The organism is Aeromonas jandaei (assembly GCF_037890695.1).
In the GTDB taxonomy this organism is placed as follows: Bacteria; Pseudomonadota; Gammaproteobacteria; order Enterobacterales; family Aeromonadaceae; genus Aeromonas; species Aeromonas jandaei.
Genome location: NZ_CP149571.1, coordinates 653614 through 673049, shown reverse-complemented (window position 1 = coordinate 673049; position 19436 = coordinate 653614). Strand labels below are relative to the sequence as shown.

18 protein-coding genes and 1 tRNA gene are annotated in these 19436 nt (G+C 59.2%); 14 read left to right on the top strand and 5 right to left on the bottom strand.

All coding sequences use genetic code 11. From position 1 onward, the window contains the following. Window positions 1-67 precede the first annotated feature (67 nt). Window positions 68-454: a TraR/DksA family transcriptional regulator gene (locus tag WE862_RS03385; protein ID WP_033115635.1), complete on the bottom strand. Its 387-nt coding sequence runs from the start codon at window positions 452-454 to the stop codon at window positions 68-70. Window positions 455-921: 467 nt separating this feature from the next. Between WE862_RS03385 and WE862_RS03380 the strand changes: the two genes are divergently transcribed. The 9 genes from WE862_RS03380 (at window position 922) to WE862_RS03340 (ending at window position 10232) form a co-directional block, all read left to right on the top strand. Further along, complete coding sequence (locus WE862_RS03380) at window positions 922-2253, top strand: glutamine synthetase family protein (protein WP_041209747.1); 1332 nt, start codon at window positions 922-924, stop codon at window positions 2251-2253. Window positions 2254-2553: 300 nt separating this feature from the next. After that, window positions 2554-3915 (top strand): aspartate aminotransferase family protein, encoded by a 1362-nt coding sequence (locus WE862_RS03375; protein WP_042029517.1) that lies wholly within the window; start codon window positions 2554-2556, stop codon window positions 3913-3915. Between the two features lie 54 nt (window positions 3916-3969). Beyond that, entirely contained in the window at window positions 3970-5067 is a 1098-nt protein-coding gene (locus WE862_RS03370) for a polyamine ABC transporter substrate-binding protein (protein ID WP_081849363.1), read from the top strand. A gap of 120 nt (window positions 5068-5187) precedes the next feature. Further along, on the top strand, window positions 5188-6273 hold the full coding sequence (locus WE862_RS03365) for a polyamine ABC transporter substrate-binding protein (protein ID WP_042029516.1): 1086 nt from the start codon (window positions 5188-5190) through the stop codon (window positions 6271-6273). Between the two features lie 78 nt (window positions 6274-6351). Continuing rightward, window positions 6352-7506 carry a polyamine ABC transporter ATP-binding protein gene (gene potA, locus WE862_RS03360; protein ID WP_042029514.1) on the top strand — a complete coding sequence of 385 codons (1155 nt, stop codon included), beginning with the start codon at window positions 6352-6354 and terminating at the stop codon, window positions 7504-7506. Further along, window positions 7503-8408: an ABC transporter permease subunit gene (locus WE862_RS03355; protein WP_042029512.1), complete on the top strand. Its 906-nt coding sequence runs from the start codon at window positions 7503-7505 to the stop codon at window positions 8406-8408. Before potA ends, WE862_RS03355 begins: the two co-directional genes overlap by 4 nt. Further along, the gene (locus tag WE862_RS03350) at window positions 8405-9250 is read left to right on the top strand and encodes an ABC transporter permease subunit (RefSeq protein WP_370689175.1); all 846 of its coding nucleotides are present in this window, start codon (window positions 8405-8407) and stop codon (window positions 9248-9250) included. The genes WE862_RS03355 and WE862_RS03350 overlap by 4 nt, the downstream gene beginning before the upstream one ends. Before the next feature lie 45 nt (window positions 9251-9295). Continuing rightward, complete coding sequence (locus WE862_RS03345; RefSeq protein ID WP_042029511.1) at window positions 9296-10000, top strand: MOSC domain-containing protein; 705 nt, start codon at window positions 9296-9298, stop codon at window positions 9998-10000. Between the two features lie 155 nt (window positions 10001-10155). After that, a tRNA-Pro gene (locus WE862_RS03340) sits at window positions 10156-10232 on the top strand. Between the two features lie 387 nt (window positions 10233-10619). On the opposite strand, the gene WE862_RS03335 is transcribed toward WE862_RS03340, so the two are convergent. Beyond that, window positions 10620-11147, bottom strand: coding sequence for a hypothetical protein (locus tag WE862_RS03335; RefSeq protein ID WP_033115627.1), 528 nt, complete (start codon window positions 11145-11147; stop codon window positions 10620-10622). A gap of 124 nt (window positions 11148-11271) precedes the next feature. Further along, complete coding sequence (locus tag WE862_RS03330; RefSeq protein ID WP_041209740.1) at window positions 11272-11736, bottom strand: thioesterase family protein; 465 nt, start codon at window positions 11734-11736, stop codon at window positions 11272-11274. A gap of 133 nt (window positions 11737-11869) precedes the next feature. Between WE862_RS03330 and recQ the strand changes: the two genes are divergently transcribed. Further along, complete coding sequence (gene recQ / locus WE862_RS03325) at window positions 11870-13705, top strand: ATP-dependent DNA helicase RecQ (protein WP_041209739.1); 1836 nt, start codon at window positions 11870-11872, stop codon at window positions 13703-13705. Window positions 13706-13777: 72 nt separating this feature from the next. Here the strand turns inward: recQ and WE862_RS03320 are convergent, their stop codons facing one another. Next, entirely contained in the window at window positions 13778-14080 is a 303-nt protein-coding gene (locus WE862_RS03320; protein WP_042029510.1) for a c-type cytochrome, read from the bottom strand. 106 nt (window positions 14081-14186) lie between these two features. Between WE862_RS03320 and WE862_RS03315 the strand changes: the two genes are divergently transcribed. From WE862_RS03315 to WE862_RS03305, 3 genes are all read left to right on the top strand, one after another. Beyond that, complete coding sequence (locus WE862_RS03315; RefSeq protein WP_042029609.1) at window positions 14187-15614, top strand: protein adenylyltransferase SelO; 1428 nt, start codon at window positions 14187-14189, stop codon at window positions 15612-15614. A gap of 10 nt (window positions 15615-15624) precedes the next feature. Next, window positions 15625-15912, top strand: a complete 288-nt coding sequence (locus WE862_RS03310) for a DUF3630 family protein (RefSeq protein ID WP_042029509.1) — start codon at window positions 15625-15627, stop codon at window positions 15910-15912. Between the two features lie 94 nt (window positions 15913-16006). After that, complete coding sequence (locus tag WE862_RS03305; RefSeq protein ID WP_042029507.1) at window positions 16007-16681, top strand: 7-cyano-7-deazaguanine/7-aminomethyl-7-deazaguanine transporter; 675 nt, start codon at window positions 16007-16009, stop codon at window positions 16679-16681. A 268-nt stretch (window positions 16682-16949) separates the two neighbouring features. Here WE862_RS03305 and rraA read toward each other — a convergent pair whose 3' ends face one another. Beyond that, window positions 16950-17435, bottom strand: a complete 486-nt coding sequence (gene rraA / locus WE862_RS03300; RefSeq protein WP_021138460.1) for a ribonuclease E activity regulator RraA — start codon at window positions 17433-17435, stop codon at window positions 16950-16952. A 144-nt stretch (window positions 17436-17579) separates the two neighbouring features. On the opposite strand from rraA, the gene WE862_RS03295 reads away from it, so the two are divergent. Further along, complete coding sequence (locus tag WE862_RS03295) at window positions 17580-19433, top strand: methyl-accepting chemotaxis protein (RefSeq protein ID WP_041209793.1); 1854 nt, start codon at window positions 17580-17582, stop codon at window positions 19431-19433. Window positions 19434-19436 lie beyond the last annotated feature (3 nt).

The following is a 19436-nucleotide window of genomic DNA, read 5'->3' as shown; positions in this document are numbered from 1 at the left end:
TCGGGCGTTGGCCCTCGCTTGTCGACCGCCTATTGCTGCCAGAGGAGAGTGATTTCCCGGAGAGGGATCAGGCGACGCGGCGGAACACGTGGGTATCGTTGAATTCCTTGGTGCTCTGGCACTCGACGCAGAAACGGGACTCCGGACGGGCATGCAGACGCTTGAGAGAGATCTCGTCGCCGCAAGATTCGCAGTAACCGAAATCCCCTTCGCTGATGCGCTTCAGCGCGCCGCGCAGTTTGCGCAGGTGCAGCTTGTCGTGCTCGATGCGGTTCAGCTCCAGACGGCGGGCTTCCTCGATGCTGGCACGGTCAATTTCATCGGCCATCTCGTTGGTGTCGGTGGCGATGGCCTGGCTGGCCTGGGAGTTGAGGCGATCTTCGAGTTCGAGGATCTGGCGCTCGATCTGTCCCTTGTAAAAGGCCAGTTGGTCTTCAGTCATGAAATCACACATACGATTTACTACCAGTCAGTTTACTAACCCAATTATCCCTGTTTATGGGGGCTGTCTGCCTGCAGACCAAGCCCTTGTATCCCGATTTGCACCGTTTTCATGCAAGAGAGTGCAAATCAGGGCGGGCCTTGTACCAAAAAAAAGCAGCCAAGCAAAGCAAATAGGATACGGATTGTGCGCCTTTGCAAAAAAATGGCCTCTTTAGCGGCTGATCTGACGGGATCTGACATCTGGTTCTGGCCGGTTGGCACCGGCTTTGCACTGGCGAGAGGCGAGGCCACGAGTGTTTAGTATTTGGTGCCGCATTGGTCATTATATGCGCCGTTATTTATAGTTTTTTAAACACACACCCTTGACATTGCCCTTCATGGCGGGCTTTTATGGTGGTGTTGATTACAATTTTATAACAAGGGTGTTCCATATATTAGACACCCTTGCCAATGGCAACCGTAGAGTCGGGGTTTAACATGGACAGTATCAAGGGCTGGATGGAGAGCAATCGCATCACGGAAGTGGAGTGTCTGTTCCCGGATTTCACCGGCAACGCCCGGGGCAAGATCATTCCAGCCAACAAGTTTTTGCGCGAAGGGGGCATGCGACTGCCCGAGGTGATCTTCACCCAGACAGTGACAGGTGAGTATCCGGATGACGACAGCATGATCGACCCGCTGGAGCGGGACATGCAGCTCTATCCCGACCCCAATACCATCCGCTTTGTCCCCTGGGCGCTGGAGCCGACTGCCCAGGTGATCCACGACTGTTTCGACGTCAACGGCAAGCTGATCGACATCGCGCCGCGCTCCGTGCTGCGTCGCGTTCTGTCATTTTACGAGAAGCAGGGGTGGAAACCTGTGGTGGCGCCCGAGCTGGAGTTCTATCTGGTCACCCGCAACGAAGACCCCGACTATCCGCTGATGCCGCCGGTCGGCCGCAACGGTCGCCCGGAGACCGCCCGCCAGTCGTTCAGTATCGATGCGGTCAACGAATTCGACCCCATCTTTGAAGACATGTATGACTACTGCGAGGCGCAGGAGCTGGAGGTGGATACCCTGATCCACGAATCCGGCGCCGCCCAGATGGAGATCAACTTCCTGCACGGGGATGCCATCGATCTGGCCGATCAGGTGTTCCTGTTCAAGCGCACCATGCGGGAAGCGGCCCACCGTCACGGCATCTACGCCACCTTCATGGCCAAGCCGATGAGCAACGAGCCGGGCTCCGCCATGCACATCCACCAGAGTCTGGAGGATATGAACGGCCGCAACCTGTTCGGTACCCCGGATGGTGGCAACTCCGAGCTGTTCATGCACTTCATCGCCGGTCTGCAGAAGTACACCCCCGCGGTGACCGCCCTGCTGGCTCCCAACGTCAACTCCTACCGCCGCCTCACCTTCGGCGAGAGCGCGCCGCGCAACGTCCAGTGGGGGGTGGAAAACCGCACCTGCGGCCTGCGCGTGCCCTTCTCCGACCCCAGTGCCCGCCGGGTGGAGAACCGCTTCGCCGGTGCCGATGCCAACCCCTATCTGGCGCTGGCCGCCACTCTGGCGTGCGGCTATCTCGGCATGATGGAGAAGCTGGAGCCGCTGCCGGAGATGAAATCGAGCGCCTACGAGCTGCCATACAGCCTGCCCCGTTCGCTGGAGGAGGCCCTCAGCCATCTGGAGCAGTGCGACCCCATCAAGGAGATGCTGGGCGAGCGCTTTACCCGTGCTTTTGTGGCGGTCAAACGCAAAGAGTACGAGACCTACTTCGGGGTGATCAGCCGCTGGGAGCGCGAGTTCCTGCTGCTGAACGTTTGACCCGGATGCGTGCCGGCCACGCATCGTCCGAACCGGGGAGGCAGGCCGCCTCCCCTGCCTGTAACCGGTAATACGGGATGGAGGAGTGCCTCCCCCCGCGGATGGTTGTGAGCGAAAAGTGGCTCGCCACAGCTCTGGTTACATGGTTGATAACAGTTTTTGGCTCGAATTGAAGGATGCGAGGAGCAAGCCGTGCCGCAGCCGCAGGCCGCCCGAAAGTGGCCGTGACTGCGGGAGGGGCAGCCCTCCTGATGATCGACGAACAGACCCAGCTAAATCGAAGGAACCGAGGAGCTAACAATGCAACAGACTACCCGTGAGTGGCAGCAACAGGATGCCAGCCACCACCTGCACCCCTTTACCGACTTTCAGGCCCTGAACAAGAAGGGCAGCCGTATCATCACCAAGGCCAGTGGCGTCTATCTGGAAGACTCCGAAGGCAAGCGCATTCTGGACGGCATGGCGGGACTCTGGTGCGTCAACATGGGTTATGGTCGGCAGGAGCTGGTGGATGCCGCGGCCAGACAGATGGAGCAGCTTCCCTACTACAACCTCTTTTTCCAGACCGCGCACCCGCCGGTGATCGAGCTGGCCACCCTGCTGGCCGAAGTGACGCCGTCCCATCTCAACCACGTCTTCTTTACCGGCTCCGGTTCCGAGTGCAACGACACCGTGCTGCGGATGGTGCGCCACTACTGGGCCAGCAAGGGGCAGCCGGAGAAGCAGGTGATTATCAGTCGCCACAACGCCTACCACGGTTCCACCGTGGCGGGGGCGAGTCTGGGCGGCATGAAGGGGATGCATCAGCAGGGCAACCTGCCCATTCCCGGCATAGTCCATATCGACCAGCCCTATCACTTCGGTGAGGGGCAGGGGATGAGTGCCCACGAATTCGGACTGGAGCGGGCTCGCCAGCTGGAGCAGAAGATTCTGGAGCTGGGGGTGGACAAGGTGGCTGCCTTTATCGGCGAGCCGATCCAGGGAGCGGGCGGCGTCATCATTCCGCCCGACAGCTACTGGCCCGAGATCCAGCGTATCTGCGATCACTACGGCATTCTGCTCATCGCTGACGAGGTGATCTGTGGCTTTGGCCGCACCGGCCACTGGTTTGCCAGCGAAGGGTTTGGCATCAAGCCGGATCTGATGTGTCTGGCCAAGGGGATCACCTCGGGTTACCTGCCGCTCGGCGCCGTCATGGTGAGCGACCGGGTCGCCAAGGTATTGGTCGAGGAGGGGGGCGAGTTCAACCACGGCTTCACCTATTCGGGTCACCCGGTCTCCTGTGCGGTGGCGGTTGCCAATATCCAGCTTATGCAAAAGGAGAGCATAGTTAAGCGCGTCCATGATACCATCGGCCCCTATTTGCAGCGCCGCTGGGCGGAGCTGGCCGACCATCCGCTGGTAGGGGAAACCCGTGGCCGCGGACTGGTTGCCGCACTGGAAATAGTGCAGGACAAACAGACCAACCAGCGTTTCCCGGCGCACGCAAATGCGGGGATGACCTGCCGGGAGTTCTGCTTTAACAATGGCTTGGTGATGAGGGCGGTAGGCGATACCATGATCATATCGCCCCCCTTGGTCATCACCGAGGAACAGGTTGATGAATTGGTCAAGCTCGCCAGGCTCAGTCTGGATCTGACAGCCGCCAAGCTGAAGGGTTGAGGTGCGGCCGGGCAGGTTGGCATGCGCATACAATTTGCTTAGGAGACAAGGATGATGTCTTTCAAAACGGGAGTGATCGCTGCCTCTGTGGCTCTGGTCATGGCAAGTGCCGGAGCAATGGCCGACGAGAAGGTGCTGCACGTCTACAACTGGAGCGACTACATCGCGCCGGATACGCTGGATAACTTCCAGAAAGAGACGGGCATCAAGGTAGTGTATGACGTGTTCGACAGCAACGAGGTGCTGGAGGCCAAGTTGCTGGCCGGCAAATCGGGCTATGACATCGTCGTGCCGTCCAACCCCTTCCTGGCCAAGCAGATCAAGGCGGGCGTGTTCCAGAAACTGGACAAGTCCAAGCTTCCCAACTGGCAAAACATGGATCCTGCCCTGCTCAAGGCGCTCGAGCCGAGTGACCCGGGCAACCAGTACTCCATCCCCTACATGTGGGGCACCATCGGCTATGCCTACAACCCCGAGAAGGTGAAGGCGGTGCTGGGGGCCGATGCGCCGGTCAACTCCTGGGATCTGGTGTTCAAGCCGGAGAACATGGCCAAGCTGAAGGAGTGCGGTGTCTCCTTCCTCGACTCGCCGACCGAAATGCTGCCGGCCGCCCTGCAATATCTGGGCTTCAAACCGGATAGCCAGAAGCCGGACGAGCTGAAGAAGGCCGAGGCGCTGTTCCTCTCCATCCGTCCCTATACCGCCTATTTCCACTCCTCCAAGTACATCTCGGATCTGGCCAACGGCAACCTCTGTGTGGCGGTTGGCTACTCCGGTGACTTGCAGCAGTCGAAGGCGCGGGCGGCGGAGGCCAACAACGGCGTGTCGCTGACCTACACCATCCCGAAAGAGGGGGCGGGCAGCTTCTTTGACATGATCGCCATCCCGGCCGATGCCCAGAACGTCGAATCCGCCCACGTCTTTATCAACTACCTGATGAAGCCCGAGGTGATCGCCAACATCACCAACGTGGTGAAATTCCCGAACGGCAACAAGGCGGCGACCCCGTTGGTCAATGCGGAGATCCGCAACGATCCGGGTATCTATCCGAGTGAAGAGACCATGCAGAAGATTTACACCTTCCCGGATCTGCCGGCCAAGGTGCAGCGTGTGATGACGCGCAGCTGGACCAAGATCAAGTCCGGCAAGTAAGTGACGAGTGCCCCTCCCGGTCCGCAGTTCGGCCGGGAGGGTAGTGATGCCATCTTTCGGGATGGGCCGCGCGAGAGGATGCGCAGACGGTCAACCACTAAACACAGGAGAACTGAAACCGTGCATACAACCAGATTGGCAACCATTGCCCTGACCATGGGGTTGGCAAGTGGTGTTCAGGCAGCAACTGAACTCCATTTCTACAACTGGTCTGATTATATCGGCGAGACCACCCTCAGCGATTTCCAGCAGGCGACCGGGATCAAGACCGTCTATGACGTGTTCGACTCCAACGAGACCCTGGAGGGGAAGTTGCTGACGGGGCGTACCGGTTATGATCTGGTGGTGCCCTCCAACAACTTTCTGGCCAAACAGATAAAAGCAGGAGCGTTCCAGAAGCTGGACAAATCCCTGCTGCCCAATATGGCCAACCTGGATCCGGTGCTGCTCAGCCAGCTCGACAAGGTGGATCCGGGCCATCAATACGCCGTGCCCTATCTGTGGGGCACCAACGGCATCGGCTACAACGTCGACAAGATCAAGGCCGTGCTGGGGGTCGACAAGATCGACTCCTGGGCGGTTATTTTCGAACCGGAAAACATGGAGAAGCTCTCCCGTTGCGGCGTCGCCTTCCTCGACTCTGCCGACGAGATGATCCCTGCCGCCCTCAACTATCTGGGGCTCGACCCCAACAGCCATGAGCCTGCTGACATCAAGCGGGCCGAAGAGCAACTGCTCAAGGTGCGCCCCTATGTCGCCTACTTCCACTCCTCCAAGTACATCGGTGATCTCGCCAACGGCGACATCTGCGTGGCGGCGGGTTTCTCCGGCGACATTCTGCAGGCCGCCGCGCGGGCCAACGAGGCCGGCAAGGGGGTGAAAATTGCCTACAGCATTCCGAAAGAGGGGGGCAATCTCTGGTTCGACATGATGGCGATCCCGGCCGATGCCACCAATGTCAAAGAGGCGCACGCCCTCATCAACTACGTCCTTCAGCCCGAGGTGATCGCCAAGGTCAGCAACTATGTGGGCTATGCGAATCCCAATGCCAGGGCGGCGGCGTTCATGGATGAGAAGGTGCGCGATGATCAATCTGTTTATCCACCGCAGCCGGTGCTGGCACGACTCTATGTCTCTCAGGAACATCCTCGTGCAATCCAGCGGCTGATGACCCGGAGTTGGAGCAAGGTCAAGTCCGGAACCTAACCTTGGTGCCCGTTCGGGGGCGCCAAATTGCTTTTATGGATCGGCCGCGAGGTCGATATCACGTTGGGGAGTTTGGTAATGGCGATAGCCTCCAGTGCCTACAAGAAAGCCCTCGAGGGCAGCCAGCAGCGTAAAGAAGTGCTGGTCAAGATTGATCGGGTAAGCAAGCAGTTCGATGAAACGCTGGCTGTCGATAACGTATCGCTCAACATCAACAAGGGGGAGATCTTCGCCCTGCTCGGTGGCTCCGGCTCCGGCAAGTCGACCCTGTTGCGGATGCTGGCCGGTTTTGAACGTCCGACCGAGGGGCGGCTCTATCTCGATGGTGTCGACATCACCGACATGCCGCCCTATGAGCGTCCCATCAACATGATGTTCCAGTCCTACGCCCTGTTCCCCCATATGACGGTGGCGCAAAACATCGCCTTCGGCCTCAAGCAGGATGGCCTGCCCAAGGCGGAGATCGATGCCCGGGTGGAGGAGATGCTCAAACTGGTGCAGATGACCCAGTATGCCCGCCGCAAGCCGCACCAGCTCTCCGGTGGCCAGCGCCAGCGGGTGGCACTGGCCCGTTCGCTGGCCAAACGCCCCAAGCTGCTGCTGCTGGATGAACCCATGGGGGCGCTCGACAAGAAGCTGCGCTCCCAGATGCAGCTGGAGCTGGTCGAGATCATCGAACGGGTCGGGGTTACCTGCGTCATGGTGACCCACGATCAGGAAGAGGCGATGACCATGGCCGAGCGGATCGCCATCATGCACCTCGGCTGCATCGAGCAGATCGGCAGCCCGATGGATATCTACGAAACCCCGGCCAGCCGGCTGGTGTGCGAGTTCATCGGCAACGTCAACCTGTTCGACGGTCTGCTGGTGGAGGATGAGCAAGACCACGCCATCATCGCCTGTGCCGATCTGGAGCAGCCCATCTATGTGGGCCACGGCATCAGCTCCCGTGCCGAGAACAAGAAGGTGACCTACGCCCTGCGCCCGGAAAAGTTGCTGATGAGCCTGCAAAAACCGGCGGAGATCGAGCATCCTGACTTCAACTGGACCAAGGGCAAGGTCTACGACATCGCCTATCTGGGCGGCCACTCGGTTTATCACATCGAACTGCCCTCGGGTAAAATCGTTCAGGCTTTCATCGCCAATGCCGAACGCCACGGCAAACGGCCAACCTGGGATGACCAGGTGTTCCTCTACTGGGAAGATGACAGCGGCGTGGTGCTGCAATCATGAAGGCATTGAGACGACTGAAGCATGTGTGGGGTCGCCAGCTGGTGATCGGCATCCCCTTCTTCTGGCTGTTCCTCTTCTTCCTGCTGCCCTTCATCATCGTGCTGAAGATCAGCTTTGCCGAAGCGGATGTGGCGATCCCGCCCTACACCGACGTGGTGAGCTGGGCCGACAACCAGCTCACTATCCTGCTCAACATGGGCAACTACCTGATGTTGCAGGAGGATGAGCTCTATATCGCCGCCTATCTCGGTTCGCTCAAGATGGCCTTTATCAGCACCATCCTTTGTCTGCTGATCGGCTATCCGATGGCCTACTCCATCGCCCGGGCCAACAAGGAGACCCAGACCGTTCTGCTGCTGCTCATCATGATGCCGACCTGGACCGCGATTTTGATCCGGGTCTACGCCTGGATGGGCATTCTCAGCAACAACGGCCTGCTCAACAGCTTCTTGCTGAGCATCGGTCTTATCCACGAGCCGCTGCAGATCCTCAATACCAACCTGGCGGTTTATATCGGCATCGTTTACTCCTACCTGCCGTTCATGGTGCTGCCGCTCTACGCCAATCTGGTCAAGCATGACCAGAGCCTGCTGGAGGCCGCATCTGATCTGGGCGCCCGCAACCTGACCCGCTTCTGGCAGATCACGGTGCCGCTCTCCAAGAACGGCATCATCGCCGGCTGCATGCTGGTGTTCATTCCGGTGGTGGGGGAGTTTGTTATCCCGGAACTGCTGGGTGGCCCGGAGACACTGATGATCGGTAAGGTGCTGTGGCAGGAGTTCTTCAACAACCGCGACTGGCCGGTGGCCTCTGCGTTGGCGGTAGTGATGCTGGCGGTGCTGATCATCCCCATTATCCTGTTCAACCGTAACCAGGCCAAAGAGCTGGAGGGCAAGGCATGATGAGACGTTTTGGTTTTGCCAAGCTGATGCTCTGGCTGGGGCTGCTGTTTATCTATCTGCCCATGGTCATCATGGTGATCTACTCCTTCAACGCCTCCAAGCTGGTGACGGTATGGGGGGGCTGGTCGCTCAAGTGGTACTTTGGCCTGCTCGACAACAAGCAGCTGATCGGTTCGGTGCTGCGCTCGCTGGAGATCGCCTTCTATACCGCGATTGCGGCAGTCGCGCTGGGAACGGTGGCGGCTTTCGTGCTGACCCGGATCCCGCACTTCCGTGGCCGCACCCTGTTCGGCGGTATGGTGACGGCGCCGCTGGTGATGCCCGAGGTGATTACCGGTCTGTCGCTGCTGCTGCTGTTCGTGGCGATGGCCCAGCTGGTGGGCTGGCCTGCCGAGCGTGGCATGCTGACCATCTGGATCGCCCATACCACTTTCTGTACCGCCTATGTGGCGATCGTGGTGTCGGCCCGCCTGCGCGAGCTGGATCTCTCCATCGAGGAGGCTGCTATGGATTTGGGGGCCAAACCGTGGAAGGTGTTCTTCCTGATCACCATCCCGATGATCGCCCCCTCGCTGGCGGCAGGTGGCATGATGTCGTTTGCTCTGTCGCTGGATGACTTGGTGCTGGCCAGCTTTGTCTCTGGCCCGGGATCGACCACCTTGCCGATGGAGGTCTTCTCGGCGGTGCGGCTCGGGGTGAAACCGGAGATCAACGCGGTTGCCAGCCTGATCCTGTTGTCGGTATCGCTCTTTACCTTTGGCAGCTGGTATCTGATGGCCAAGGCAGAGAAGCGCCGCCGTGCCGAGATCGCCATGACCACCCAGATGCAGGCGGTTGCCTGACCTCGTGTTAAGATCCGCACTCTCTCGTCAACCCGGAGGATGAGAATGCGGATCTCCCTTTTTAGCGGCCGCGGCACCGAGCTGGTGCCCGGCCTTGTCTCTGCCATCCACAAGCAGCCGGTGACCGTGCCGGTTCTTTGTACCTTTGCCGGTCTGGAAGAGGACGAGCAGAGCGATCTGCGTCATCACGGCGGCCCGGATCGGGCGCTCCACTACTACCCCGCCGATCACTATCTCTGGTGGCAGACCTGGCAAACTGCGCTGGGTCTTCCTGCTCCCCGCACTCCCTGGCAACCCGCCGCCTTTGGCGAGAACCTGTCCGGTGTCGGGCTGATCGAGACGCAGGCCTGCATTGGCGATGTCTATCGACTCGGCGAGGCACTCATCCAGATAAGTCAGCCAAGATCGCCCTGCTTCAAGCTCAACCAGCGCTTTGGCTATGGCCAGATGTCGCAGGTGATGCAGCTGAGCGGCCGTTGTGGCTGGCTGCTGCGGGTGCTGGAGGAGGGGATGATTACACCCGAGGTGACCATGGAGCTGGTAGACAGGCCTTACCCGGATCTGACGGTAAAGCGCACCGCCGATATCCTGTTCAATCAGGTACGTAACGAAGCGGATCTGTTGTTGCTGCTGGAGAATCCGGCCCTCTCGCCCAACTGGCGTCAGCATGCGGCGGATTGGCTGGAGCACGGTACCGTCGCTGACTGGCAACGTCGTCTGCTGGGGCCCGAGTCGCTGCGCTTGCCTTGAGGCAGAGTTAGCGGAATGTCACCATCCGGCTGCATTTCGGTAAACGGGGGCGAAGAGTGCTGAATAGTTGAGCGAACGGCACTTTTTTTCCCTTTAAATGCAAAAAAGGCTTGTGTCGGGTCGACCCTTTCGGTAAATTCCCGTCCCGCAGACATCGGTGTGTAGCGCAGCTTGGTAGCGCACTTCGTTCGGGACGAAGGGGTCGGAGGTTCGAATCCTCTCACACCGACCAAATTTGAAAAGGCCGCTCAATAGAGCGGCCTTTTTGCATTTCGCTTTCCTGTTTTCTCGCTTCACTTTACCTGCCGACCTGCCGACCTGCCGACCTGCCGACCTGCCGACCTGCCGACCTGCCGACCTGCCGACCTGCCGACCTGCCGACCTGCCGACCTGCCGACCTGCCGACCTGCCGACCTGCCGACCTGCCGACCTGCCGACCTGCCAATTAGCCGAGTGATTTCACTTGCTGTATGCGGGACCGAAGCAAAACCAAAGATATTAAAAGGGCCACCGCTTGGTGGCCCATTGGTGGAGTCTATTCTGACTCCGGCACTCTAGATTGTGGCAATCTCGTTATGGTTCTTGTCTATGGTGCCCTCCTTGCGCGCTAGGCGCTTGTTCAGATATGCCAGTGCTGATGCCGCAAAGCCTTTAAACTGTGTTGGGGCAGCAAGGCCGCGTGTTTGGGGTACTCACAAATAAAATGTTCGATTCCCTCCATCAGTTGTTCACGTAATGAAATCACGGGCTCATGCCAGGCTTGCAGGCATAGGTGGCCGGGGATCAACTGCTCCTGATAATCTTCCAGCAGCTGCTCTGGCCAGGGCTCAATACCGGAATTGCGTTGCAGCAAATAGTGGGCGGCGGGTTCACGGGCATAAATGAACTGAATTTGGGCCAGATCGCGTTGGCTTAGCGTTTGACTGTTGATGTGACAGGTCAAATATTTTCCCGTCTTCAGGTCCAGAAAGTGACCGCGTTGCCGACAGGGGACGATGCGATACCAAGGCAGGGGTGAGGAGAGAGAATACCCCTCAAGCTCCTGTTCCAACCAGTGGCGACACTCGGGTGTCTGCACCTCGTCGAGCATGGACTCGAGCTGTGTCAACAAGGCTCTGGATGGTTTGATGGCCAGTTTCGCACTCATCACCTGCAATCCTCCCTCTGCACACAATCCCGACTATGAGTATGGACCTGCTTTAGCCAGAGGGGGTAGGGAATCTAATGATTAAAAGTGGATTAGCAGAGTGCTTTTTATGCATTAATGGCGTTTAGCCCACCAGATAGGTGCCGGTCCCAAAGGCGATATGGGTGCCCTCTTCGTTGTGCAATTCCATGCGGGCTACCGCGACCTTGCTGCCGGCCCGGATGATGTGGGCGGTGGCGATAAACTCGTTGCCGCGCCCCGGTCGCAGATAGTCCACCCGCAGATCGATGGTGCCGAGGCGGGAGAAACGCTCCTTGAGATAACTGGGGGAGAAATCTTCCAGATCGTCGATGCAGGAGGCCGCGACTATCATGCCACCTGCAACATCCAGCAGACTGGCAGTGACGCCACCGTGCAGGATGTTGTGGAAGGGGTTGCCGATCAGCTTCTCCTCCATCTTGATGCGCAGCTCCACCCGGTCGAAGTCGTAGTGGGTCACCTGCATGCCGATCAGCTTGTTGAAGGGCATCTTTTCGGCGAACAGGTTGGCAATGCCACTGAGCGCCATCTTCTTGAGCATCTGTTTCATTCCTTGAATCCGCTCCCTGTTTGCAAAGCCGAGTAAAAGCTCCAGCCAGTCTGCAACAGTTCTTTAACAGTCGCAATGGCAGGTTTATTGTGGGCGGCGGCTGCTTTAGAATGGCGACCCCAAAGGAGAGCCCATGACCGCGATTGCCGAAACCCTGCCAGATCCTCAGCCAGAGAGTCCGCTTGCCCTGCTGCAGGCGGTCTTCGGCTATCAGCAGTTCCGGCCGGGTCAGCTCGAGATTATCGAGCAGATCGTCGCGGGGCGCGATGCGCTGGTGCTCAAGCCCACCGGCGGTGGCAAGTCACTCTGTTACCAGATCCCGGCGCTGCTGCGGCCCGGTCTCGGGGTGGTGGTCTCTCCCCTCATTTCGCTGATGAAGGATCAGGTCGACAGCCTGCGCGCCAACGGTGTGGCAGCTGTCTACATCAACTCGGCCCTGAGCCGGGAGGAGATGATCCAGAACTTCGCCGCCATGCGCCGTGGCGAGATCAAGCTGGTCTATGTCTCCCCCGAGCGACTGCTGCAGCACGAGTTTATGGATCGGCTGGCCGAACTGCCGCTCGGGCTGTTCGCCATCGATGAGGCGCACTGCGTTTCCCAGTGGGGCCATGACTTCCGACCGGAATATGCGGCGCTGGGCCGGCTCAAGCAGTGGTTCCCGCAGGTGCCGGTGGTGGCGTTGACCGCCACCGCCGATGAGGCGACCCGCAGTGATATGCTGCACCGGTTGGAACTGAGCGATCCCTTTATCCACACTGCCAGCTTCGATCGCCCCAATATCCGCTACAGCCTGGTGGAGAAGTTCAAGGCGGCCGAGCAGTTGCTGCGCTACGTGCAGAGCCAGAAGGGCAACTGCGGCATCGTCTACTGCTCCAGCCGCAACCGGGTGGAGGAGGTGGCCGAGCGGCTATCCCGCCACGGCTGCAAGGCAGCGCCCTATCATGCCGGTCTGCCGCTCGAGCTGCGTCAGCAGACTCAGGAGGCCTTCCTCAAGGATGATATCGAGATAGTGGTGGCGACGGTGGCGTTCGGTATGGGCATCGACAAGCCCAATGTGCGCTTCGTGGTGCACTACGACATCCCGAAGAACATCGAATCCTACTATCAGGAGACCGGCCGCGCCGGGCGCGATGGCACCCCGGCCGAGGCGCTGCTGCTCTACGATCCTGCCGATATCGGTCGGGTGCGCCGCCTGCTCGACAACATCGAGAATCCCCAGCAGTTGCAGGTGGAGCAGTACAAGCTCAACGTGATGGCGGCCTTTGCCGAGGCGCAGACCTGCCGCCGTCAGGTGCTGCTCAACTACTTCGGCGAGTACAACGACAAGCCGTGCGGCAACTGTGATATCTGCCTCGATCCGCCCAAAAGTTATGATGGCACCGAAGATGCCCAGAAGGCGCTCTCCTGCGTCTGGCGGGTGGGGCAGAATTTCGGGGTGGGTTATGTGGTGGAGGTGCTGCGCGGTTCGCTCAACCAGCGCATCAAGGATCACGGCCACGACAAGCTCTCGACCTATGGCATCGGCAAGGATCAGAGCCACGAATACTGGATGAGCGTAATCCGCCAGCTGATCCACAAGGGGCTGCTGACCCAGAACATCACCCGTAATCTGGTGCTGCAGCTGACCGAGGCTGCCCGCCCCGTGCTGCGTGGCGAGGTGAAGCTGGAGCTGGCGGTACCCCGCCTGCAGCCTATCTCCAGCCGCAAGGAGAAGCGCAACGGTCTGCTCGACAATGCCAACTACGACAAGCGGCTGTTCAAGGAGCTGCGCGCTCTGCGCAAGCAGATTGCCGAGGATGAAGAGGTTCCGCCCTACGTGGTATTCAACGATGCGACCCTGGTGGAGATGGCTCAGTTGATGCCGATGACCGAGGAAGAAATGCTGGCGGTCAACGGTGTCGGTCACCGCAAGCTGGAGCGTTTCGGTGAAGCCTTTATGGACCTGATCATCGACTATTGCCGGCGGTAAGAAAGCTTGGCGAAGCATGGCCGAATGGATGCTTCGCCAACGAGGAGGCGCCCGACAGTCGGGCGCAGCAGATTACTTGAGGCTGGCGTAATAGGCCGCCAGATTCTCCATATCCGCATCGGTGAGCGGTGCCATAAAGGGAACCATCAGGGGCTCTTTGCGGCTGCCATCCTTGAAAGCCTTCAGCTGTTTCACCAGATAGGCGGCATTCTGTCCGGCCAGATGGGGGTAGTTGGGGATCATCGCCTTGCCTTCCACGCCGTGACAGGCGGCACAGACGGCCGCTTTGGTCTTGCCCGCTTCGATATCGGCTGCCTTGACCTGATGAACCCAGGCCAGAGCCAGCAGGGGCAGGGCATATAGCCACTTTTGCATATTCTTCTCCTTGAATTGAACAAATGAGGATTGCCGGTTGGCGGACAGCCTGCTGACGGCAGTATAAAGAGTGACACGAGCATACTCAGGGATGAATGGCACAACCATGAAGCTGATCAACACTTTTGCGAGCGAACTGCCCTGGGCCTGTGAACCTGTGGTGCCCCAGCCGCTACAACAACCCCGGCTACTTCACCTCAACCGCGCTTTGCTGGCAGAGTTGGGGTTGGGAGGTGTCAGCGAGTCTGACTGGATCGCCTGCTGTGGCGAGGGGAAATTGCTGCCCGGCATGCACCCGGTGGCGCAGGTGTATGCCGGCCATCAGTTCGGCGGCTATAGCCCACGCCTTGGCGATGGCCGGGCGCTGCTGCTGGGTGAGCAGCAGGCGCCAGATGGCCAGCGCTGGGATCTCCATCTGAAGGGGGCAGGAAAGACGCCGTTTTCCCGCTTTGGCGATGGCCGCGCCGTATTGCGCTCGAGCATTCGCGAATATCTGGCCTCCGAAGCACTCCATGCCCTCGGCATACCGACCACCCGGGCACTGGTGCTGGTGGGCAGCCAGGAGCCCGTTTACCGCGAACAGGTGGAGACGGGGGCGACTGTGCTGCGCACCGCCCCCAGCCACCTGCGCTTCGGTCATATCGAGTATTTCGCCTGGAGCGGGCAGGGGGAGAAGATTCCGCTGCTTATCGATTATCTGCTGCACCACCACTTCCCCGAGCTGGAGAGTGGCGCCGAGCTGTTTGCCGAGGTAGTGCGTCGTACCGCGCGGCTGATTGCCAAATGGCAGGCGGCGGGCTTCTGTCACGGGGTGATGAACACCGACAACATGTCGCTGCTCGGCCTGACGCTGGATTACGGCCCCTACGGCTTTATCGATGCCTATGTGCCGGACTTTGTCTGCAATCACTCGGATCCGGCGGGTCGCTATGCGCTGGATCAGCAGCCGGCGGTCGGCTACTGGAATCTGCAAAAGCTGGCGCAGGCGCTGGCGGGACATGTCGACGGTGATGCGCTGGCAGCGGCGCTGGCCCAGTACGAACACCAGTTGATGCTGCACTACTCCGAGCTGATGCGGGCCAAGCTCGGGCTGGCGGTGTGGGAGGAGGATGACCCGGCACTGTTCCGCGAGCTGTTCCGTTTGCTGGCGGCCCGCAAGGTGGATTACCACCTGTTCCTGCGCCGGCTCGGTGAGGTGACGGGAGAGGGGGCATGGCCGGCATCCTTGCTGGTGTTATTAGCCGACCCCGCTGCGTGGCAGGGGTGGTTGACTCGTTACCGGGAGCGGCTGGTGCGGGAAGGAAGCGAAGATAGTGTGCGCAAGGCGCGGATGGATGCCATCAATCCCAAATATGTGCTGCGCAATGCGCTGGCCCAGCAGGTGATCGATGCTGCCGAGGCGGGCGATATGCAGCCGTTCGAGCGCTTGTTTGCCGCTTTGCAACGCCCCTATGATGAGCAACCCGAATATGAGGATCTCGCTACCCCGCAACCGGCATGGTATTGCGGTGGCGAGCTATCCTGCAGCAGCTGAGAGATTTGGAATGAGATGGCAGATCAAGCAGATAGATAGCGATGCCGGAGTTGTCATGCTGGCGTGTCCCGCTCTCGATTGGGACACTTTTCCGGCCTTGGCCGGGGCGCTGCTGCAGGCGTGGGAGCTGCATCCACTGGAGCGGGATGTCGGTGCCGATCGCCATAGCTGGTTGCTGGATTTCGAGGGAAGCCAGTTCAGACTGGAGTTTGAGCACTACAGCGGCTGCTGGTTGGAGGCGGTGCGCCCTGAAGATCGGGAGGCGCTGCTCTGGCTTGCCAGACAGCATAAAGATTGAACTATCGTGTGCGGGGCGTATAATCTCGCGCTTCGCTTATCGCCAATGGTGGCGATATGGGTTCCCTAACCCCATTAACCAAAAAGGTCACAAGATGAATCTGACCCCTGAGCAGTACCAAACGGCGCTCGTTCGCCTGTCGTTGTTCCATATCCTCGTTATTGCCAGCAGCAACTATCTGGTTCAGCTGCCTATCACCGTCTTCGGTTTTCACACCACCTGGGGTGCGTTCAGCTTCCCGTTTATCTTTCTGGCGACCGACCTGACGGTGCGGATCTTCGGTGCCGGTCTGGCGCGCAAGATTATCCAGACCGTGATGCTGCCGGCACTGGCCATCTCCTATGTGCTCTCCGTACTCTTCTTTGAAGGGAGCTTCCAGGGTGTAGGTCATCTGGCCGAGTTCAACCTGTTTGTGGCGCGTATCGCGCTGGCCAGCTTTATGGCCTATCTGGTGGGCCAGTTTATGGACGTAGTGGTATTCAACCGCCTGCGTCTGCTCAAGCACTGGTGGATTGCGCCAGCGGCTTCCACCCTGTTTGGCAACATGGTCGATACCATCGCCTTCTTCAGTGTGGCCTTCTGGCGCACGAGCGACCCCTTCATGGCAGAGCACTGGGTCGAGATCGCGACCGTGGACTATGTGTTCAAGCTGCTGATTAGCCTTGGTTTGTTTGTGCCGCTCTACGGCGTGCTGTTGCGCTATCTCAGTCGCAAGCTGGTGGGAGAGGCGGGATTGCCCGGGTTGCAATCCGCAGTCCGACAAGCCTGATGAAATTGGCCACCCTTAACGGTGGCCAATTTTTTTGCCTGACTGGCAAATAAAGCTTGCTCAATTAAATGAGAATGATTATCGTTAACTTGTTTTCCGGGAAAGGCCTCATCCGTTCCAACGTGATGGACTTCTTGTGAAGGCACGACATTGCTCACATTGCTTCCAGTTAAGGGCCAGTTTATCTGGCCCTCTTTTTTTGTCCCGGTTTCGGCAAATTGCGGGCATAAAAAACGGGAGCCGCTGCTCCCGTCATCATGCTGTTGGCTTACTCGATGTCGAGTGCCTCGGGGGAGAGGATCACCCCTGTGGTATCGGCGTAGAGATGATCGTCAGGCAGGAAGGTGACTCCGCCAAAATTGACCGGCAGATCCGTTTCCCCCACATCCTTGCTGTCGGCGCCGACCGGAATGGCCGCCAGTGCCTGAATGCCGATGTCGAGATCTTCGAGGATATCCACTTCGCGGACGCAGCCGTAGCAGACAATCCCTTCCCACTCGTTTTCAGCGGCAGTGGTGGCTATCTCGCTGTCGATCAGGGCGCGGCGCATGGAGCCACCGCCATCGATCAGCAGCACCCGGCCGACGCCGTTCTCTTTGACGAGTTCACGGATGAGACCGTTCGATTCGAAGCACTTGACGGTGGTGATGACGCCGCCGAAAGAGGCACGGCCGCCGAAGGAGCAAAGCATGGGTTCGAGCACATCCACCATGTCCTGATAGATGTCGCACAGTTCTGAAGTGTTGTATTCCATAGTGTCAAATCCACGGCTGGAAACAGGTGGATCCAGTATAAGGAGTGAGACCGGCATTTCAATGAATATTCCTTGAACAGCCACAGGGATAACGTTTTCCGCATAAGCTCAATGCAGTTCATCCGTACAGGTGAGAGGTGCATCGTGCTGATCCGTCATAAGTTGATTCTGAATACCGTACTGGTTGCCATTGCCATGGTGGTACTGAGTGGCCTCTTTATCTATTCGAGCCAGGTCACCCGCAGCCTGACTCAAGCCCAGCGCAATGTGGACGGGCTGGAGATCGCCATGCTGAATCTGCGGCGGGCCGAGAAGGATTTCCTGCTGCGCAAGGATCTGAGCTTCGTTAACCATTTCAATGAGGTCATGACGCAGTTCCACCAGCTGGACGAGACCCTGGGCCGTGACGACAACCTGGCTGCGGTGCATGCCGATCTGGCCAGGCTGGATCAGCAGATGGCGGCTTACGGCAAGGCGTTTCTGGAGCTGGTTGCCCAGCAGCAGAAGATTGGTCTTGGGCCGGAGGATGGGCTCTATGGCAAGCTGCGGACTGCCGTGCATGAAGTGGAAGATGGCCTCAAAAAGCTGGATCAGCAGGGGTTGCTCATCACCATGCTGCAGCTGAGACGGGCGGAGAAAGACTTCATGCTGCGATCAGATGTCCAGTATCTCGACCGTTTCCAGACTCTGCACAAGAGTTTTCAGCAGAGTCTGGCCGCCTTGCCGGAAGCCGACCGCGGCAAGCTGGAGCAGGCGAGTGAACAGTACCGGCAGGACTTTGTCGCATTGGTGCAGGGTATGCAGGTGCTGGGGCTCAATGAGGATGAAGGACTGCGCAACCAGATGCGGGGTCTGGTTCATCAGACCGAGCAGGTGTTCTCTGCCGTCGACCAGCATATCGCCGGTGAGCTGGATCAGCAGACTGCTCGCCTCAATACCCTGATGTTGATGTGTGGCGGTGTGATCATCGTACTGATAGGTGTCATGAGCGTGCTGCTGGGTCGCAGCATCGATCGCCCCATTAGCCGGGTAAATGATACCGTCAATCGCATTCGTCAGGATAATGACCTGCGCCTCAAGATCGAGTTGCAGGGAGCCGATGAAATGGCTCAACTGGCGGGTAACCTCGATGTGATGCTGGGCGGGTTCCGCAACCTGATTGGCGATGTGAAGCAGAGCGTGCATACCCTGACGGAGGCGGCAGATCACCTCTCGGACAACGTTAAACGTACCAGCGAGGGAGCTGCTCGCCAGCTGCAGGAGACCGATATGGTGGCCACCGCCTCGACCGAGATGGGCTCCACCATAGAGGAGATCGCCCGCAACACCGAGCAGGCCGCCAACAATGCCCAGGCGACCAACAACAAGGCGATGGAGGGGCGCAGTGCGGTGGAGAACACCGTCGACCAGATCCGTCTGCTGGCTGACAATCTCGAGCACTCCTCCCGCGAGGTTGGTCAGTTGCAAAGAGAGAGCGAGACCATCGGTTCGGTGCTGGACGTGATCCGCGGTATTGCCGAGCAGACCAACCTGTTGGCCCTCAACGCGGCGATCGAGGCGGCACGGGCGGGGGATCAGGGGCGTGGTTTTGCGGTGGTGGCGGATGAGGTGCGCAGCCTTGCCATCCGAACCCAGAAATCGACTCAGGAGATTGCCGGCATTATCAGCTCGCTGCAGAAGCAGACCGGCAGTATCGTCGAGGTGATGGCGACCTGCCGCGAGCAGGGGAGTCGCAGTTCCGATCAGGCCAACGTGGCGGGGGCGCTGCTGGAGCAGATCACCCAGGATGTTACCCACATCATGGATATGAGTACCCAGATTGCGGCAGCGATCGAGGAGCAGAGCCTGGTCGCCAACGAGGTGAACCGCAACGTCAACAACATCCGCGACATTGCGCAGGAGTCGAGTGCCATGGCGGCGGAGAATGCCAGATCCAGTCAGGGTCTGAACGAGCAGGCCAAGCTGCTGAATCAGGCGGTCGCGAAATACCGGGTTTAGTGA

What these genes read in the sequence shown, in the direction of transcription:
- WE862_RS03305 (WP_042029507.1), top strand. Translation starts at nt 16,007, where the DNA reads ATGAATCTGACCCCTGAGCAGTACCAAACGGCGCTCGTTCGCCTGTCG.
- recQ (WP_041209739.1), top strand. Translation starts at nt 11,870, where the DNA reads ATGACCGCGATTGCCGAAACCCTGCCAGATCCTCAGCCAGAGAGTCCG.
- WE862_RS03345 (WP_042029511.1), top strand. Translation starts at nt 9,296, where the DNA reads ATGCGGATCTCCCTTTTTAGCGGCCGCGGCACCGAGCTGGTGCCCGGC.
- WE862_RS03335 (WP_033115627.1), bottom strand. Translation starts at nt 11,147, where the DNA reads ATGAGTGCGAAACTGGCCATCAAACCATCCAGAGCCTTGTTGACACAG.
- WE862_RS03380 (WP_041209747.1), top strand. Translation starts at nt 922, where the DNA reads ATGGACAGTATCAAGGGCTGGATGGAGAGCAATCGCATCACGGAAGTG.
- WE862_RS03315 (WP_042029609.1), top strand. Translation starts at nt 14,187, where the DNA reads ATGAAGCTGATCAACACTTTTGCGAGCGAACTGCCCTGGGCCTGTGAA.
- WE862_RS03385 (WP_033115635.1), bottom strand. Translation starts at nt 454, where the DNA reads ATGTGTGATTTCATGACTGAAGACCAACTGGCCTTTTACAAGGGACAG.
- WE862_RS03330 (WP_041209740.1), bottom strand. Translation starts at nt 11,736, where the DNA reads ATGAAACAGATGCTCAAGAAGATGGCGCTCAGTGGCATTGCCAACCTG.
- WE862_RS03350 (WP_370689175.1), top strand. Translation starts at nt 8,405, where the DNA reads ATGATGAGACGTTTTGGTTTTGCCAAGCTGATGCTCTGGCTGGGGCTG.
- WE862_RS03375 (WP_042029517.1), top strand. Translation starts at nt 2,554, where the DNA reads ATGCAACAGACTACCCGTGAGTGGCAGCAACAGGATGCCAGCCACCAC.
- WE862_RS03320 (WP_042029510.1), bottom strand. Translation starts at nt 14,080, where the DNA reads ATGCAAAAGTGGCTATATGCCCTGCCCCTGCTGGCTCTGGCCTGGGTT.
- WE862_RS03310 (WP_042029509.1), top strand. Translation starts at nt 15,625, where the DNA reads ATGAGATGGCAGATCAAGCAGATAGATAGCGATGCCGGAGTTGTCATG.
- WE862_RS03370 (WP_081849363.1), top strand. Translation starts at nt 3,970, where the DNA reads ATGTCTTTCAAAACGGGAGTGATCGCTGCCTCTGTGGCTCTGGTCATG.
- potA (WP_042029514.1), top strand. Translation starts at nt 6,352, where the DNA reads ATGGCGATAGCCTCCAGTGCCTACAAGAAAGCCCTCGAGGGCAGCCAG.
- rraA (WP_021138460.1), bottom strand. Translation starts at nt 17,435, where the DNA reads ATGGAATACAACACTTCAGAACTGTGCGACATCTATCAGGACATGGTG.
- WE862_RS03355 (WP_042029512.1), top strand. Translation starts at nt 7,503, where the DNA reads ATGAAGGCATTGAGACGACTGAAGCATGTGTGGGGTCGCCAGCTGGTG.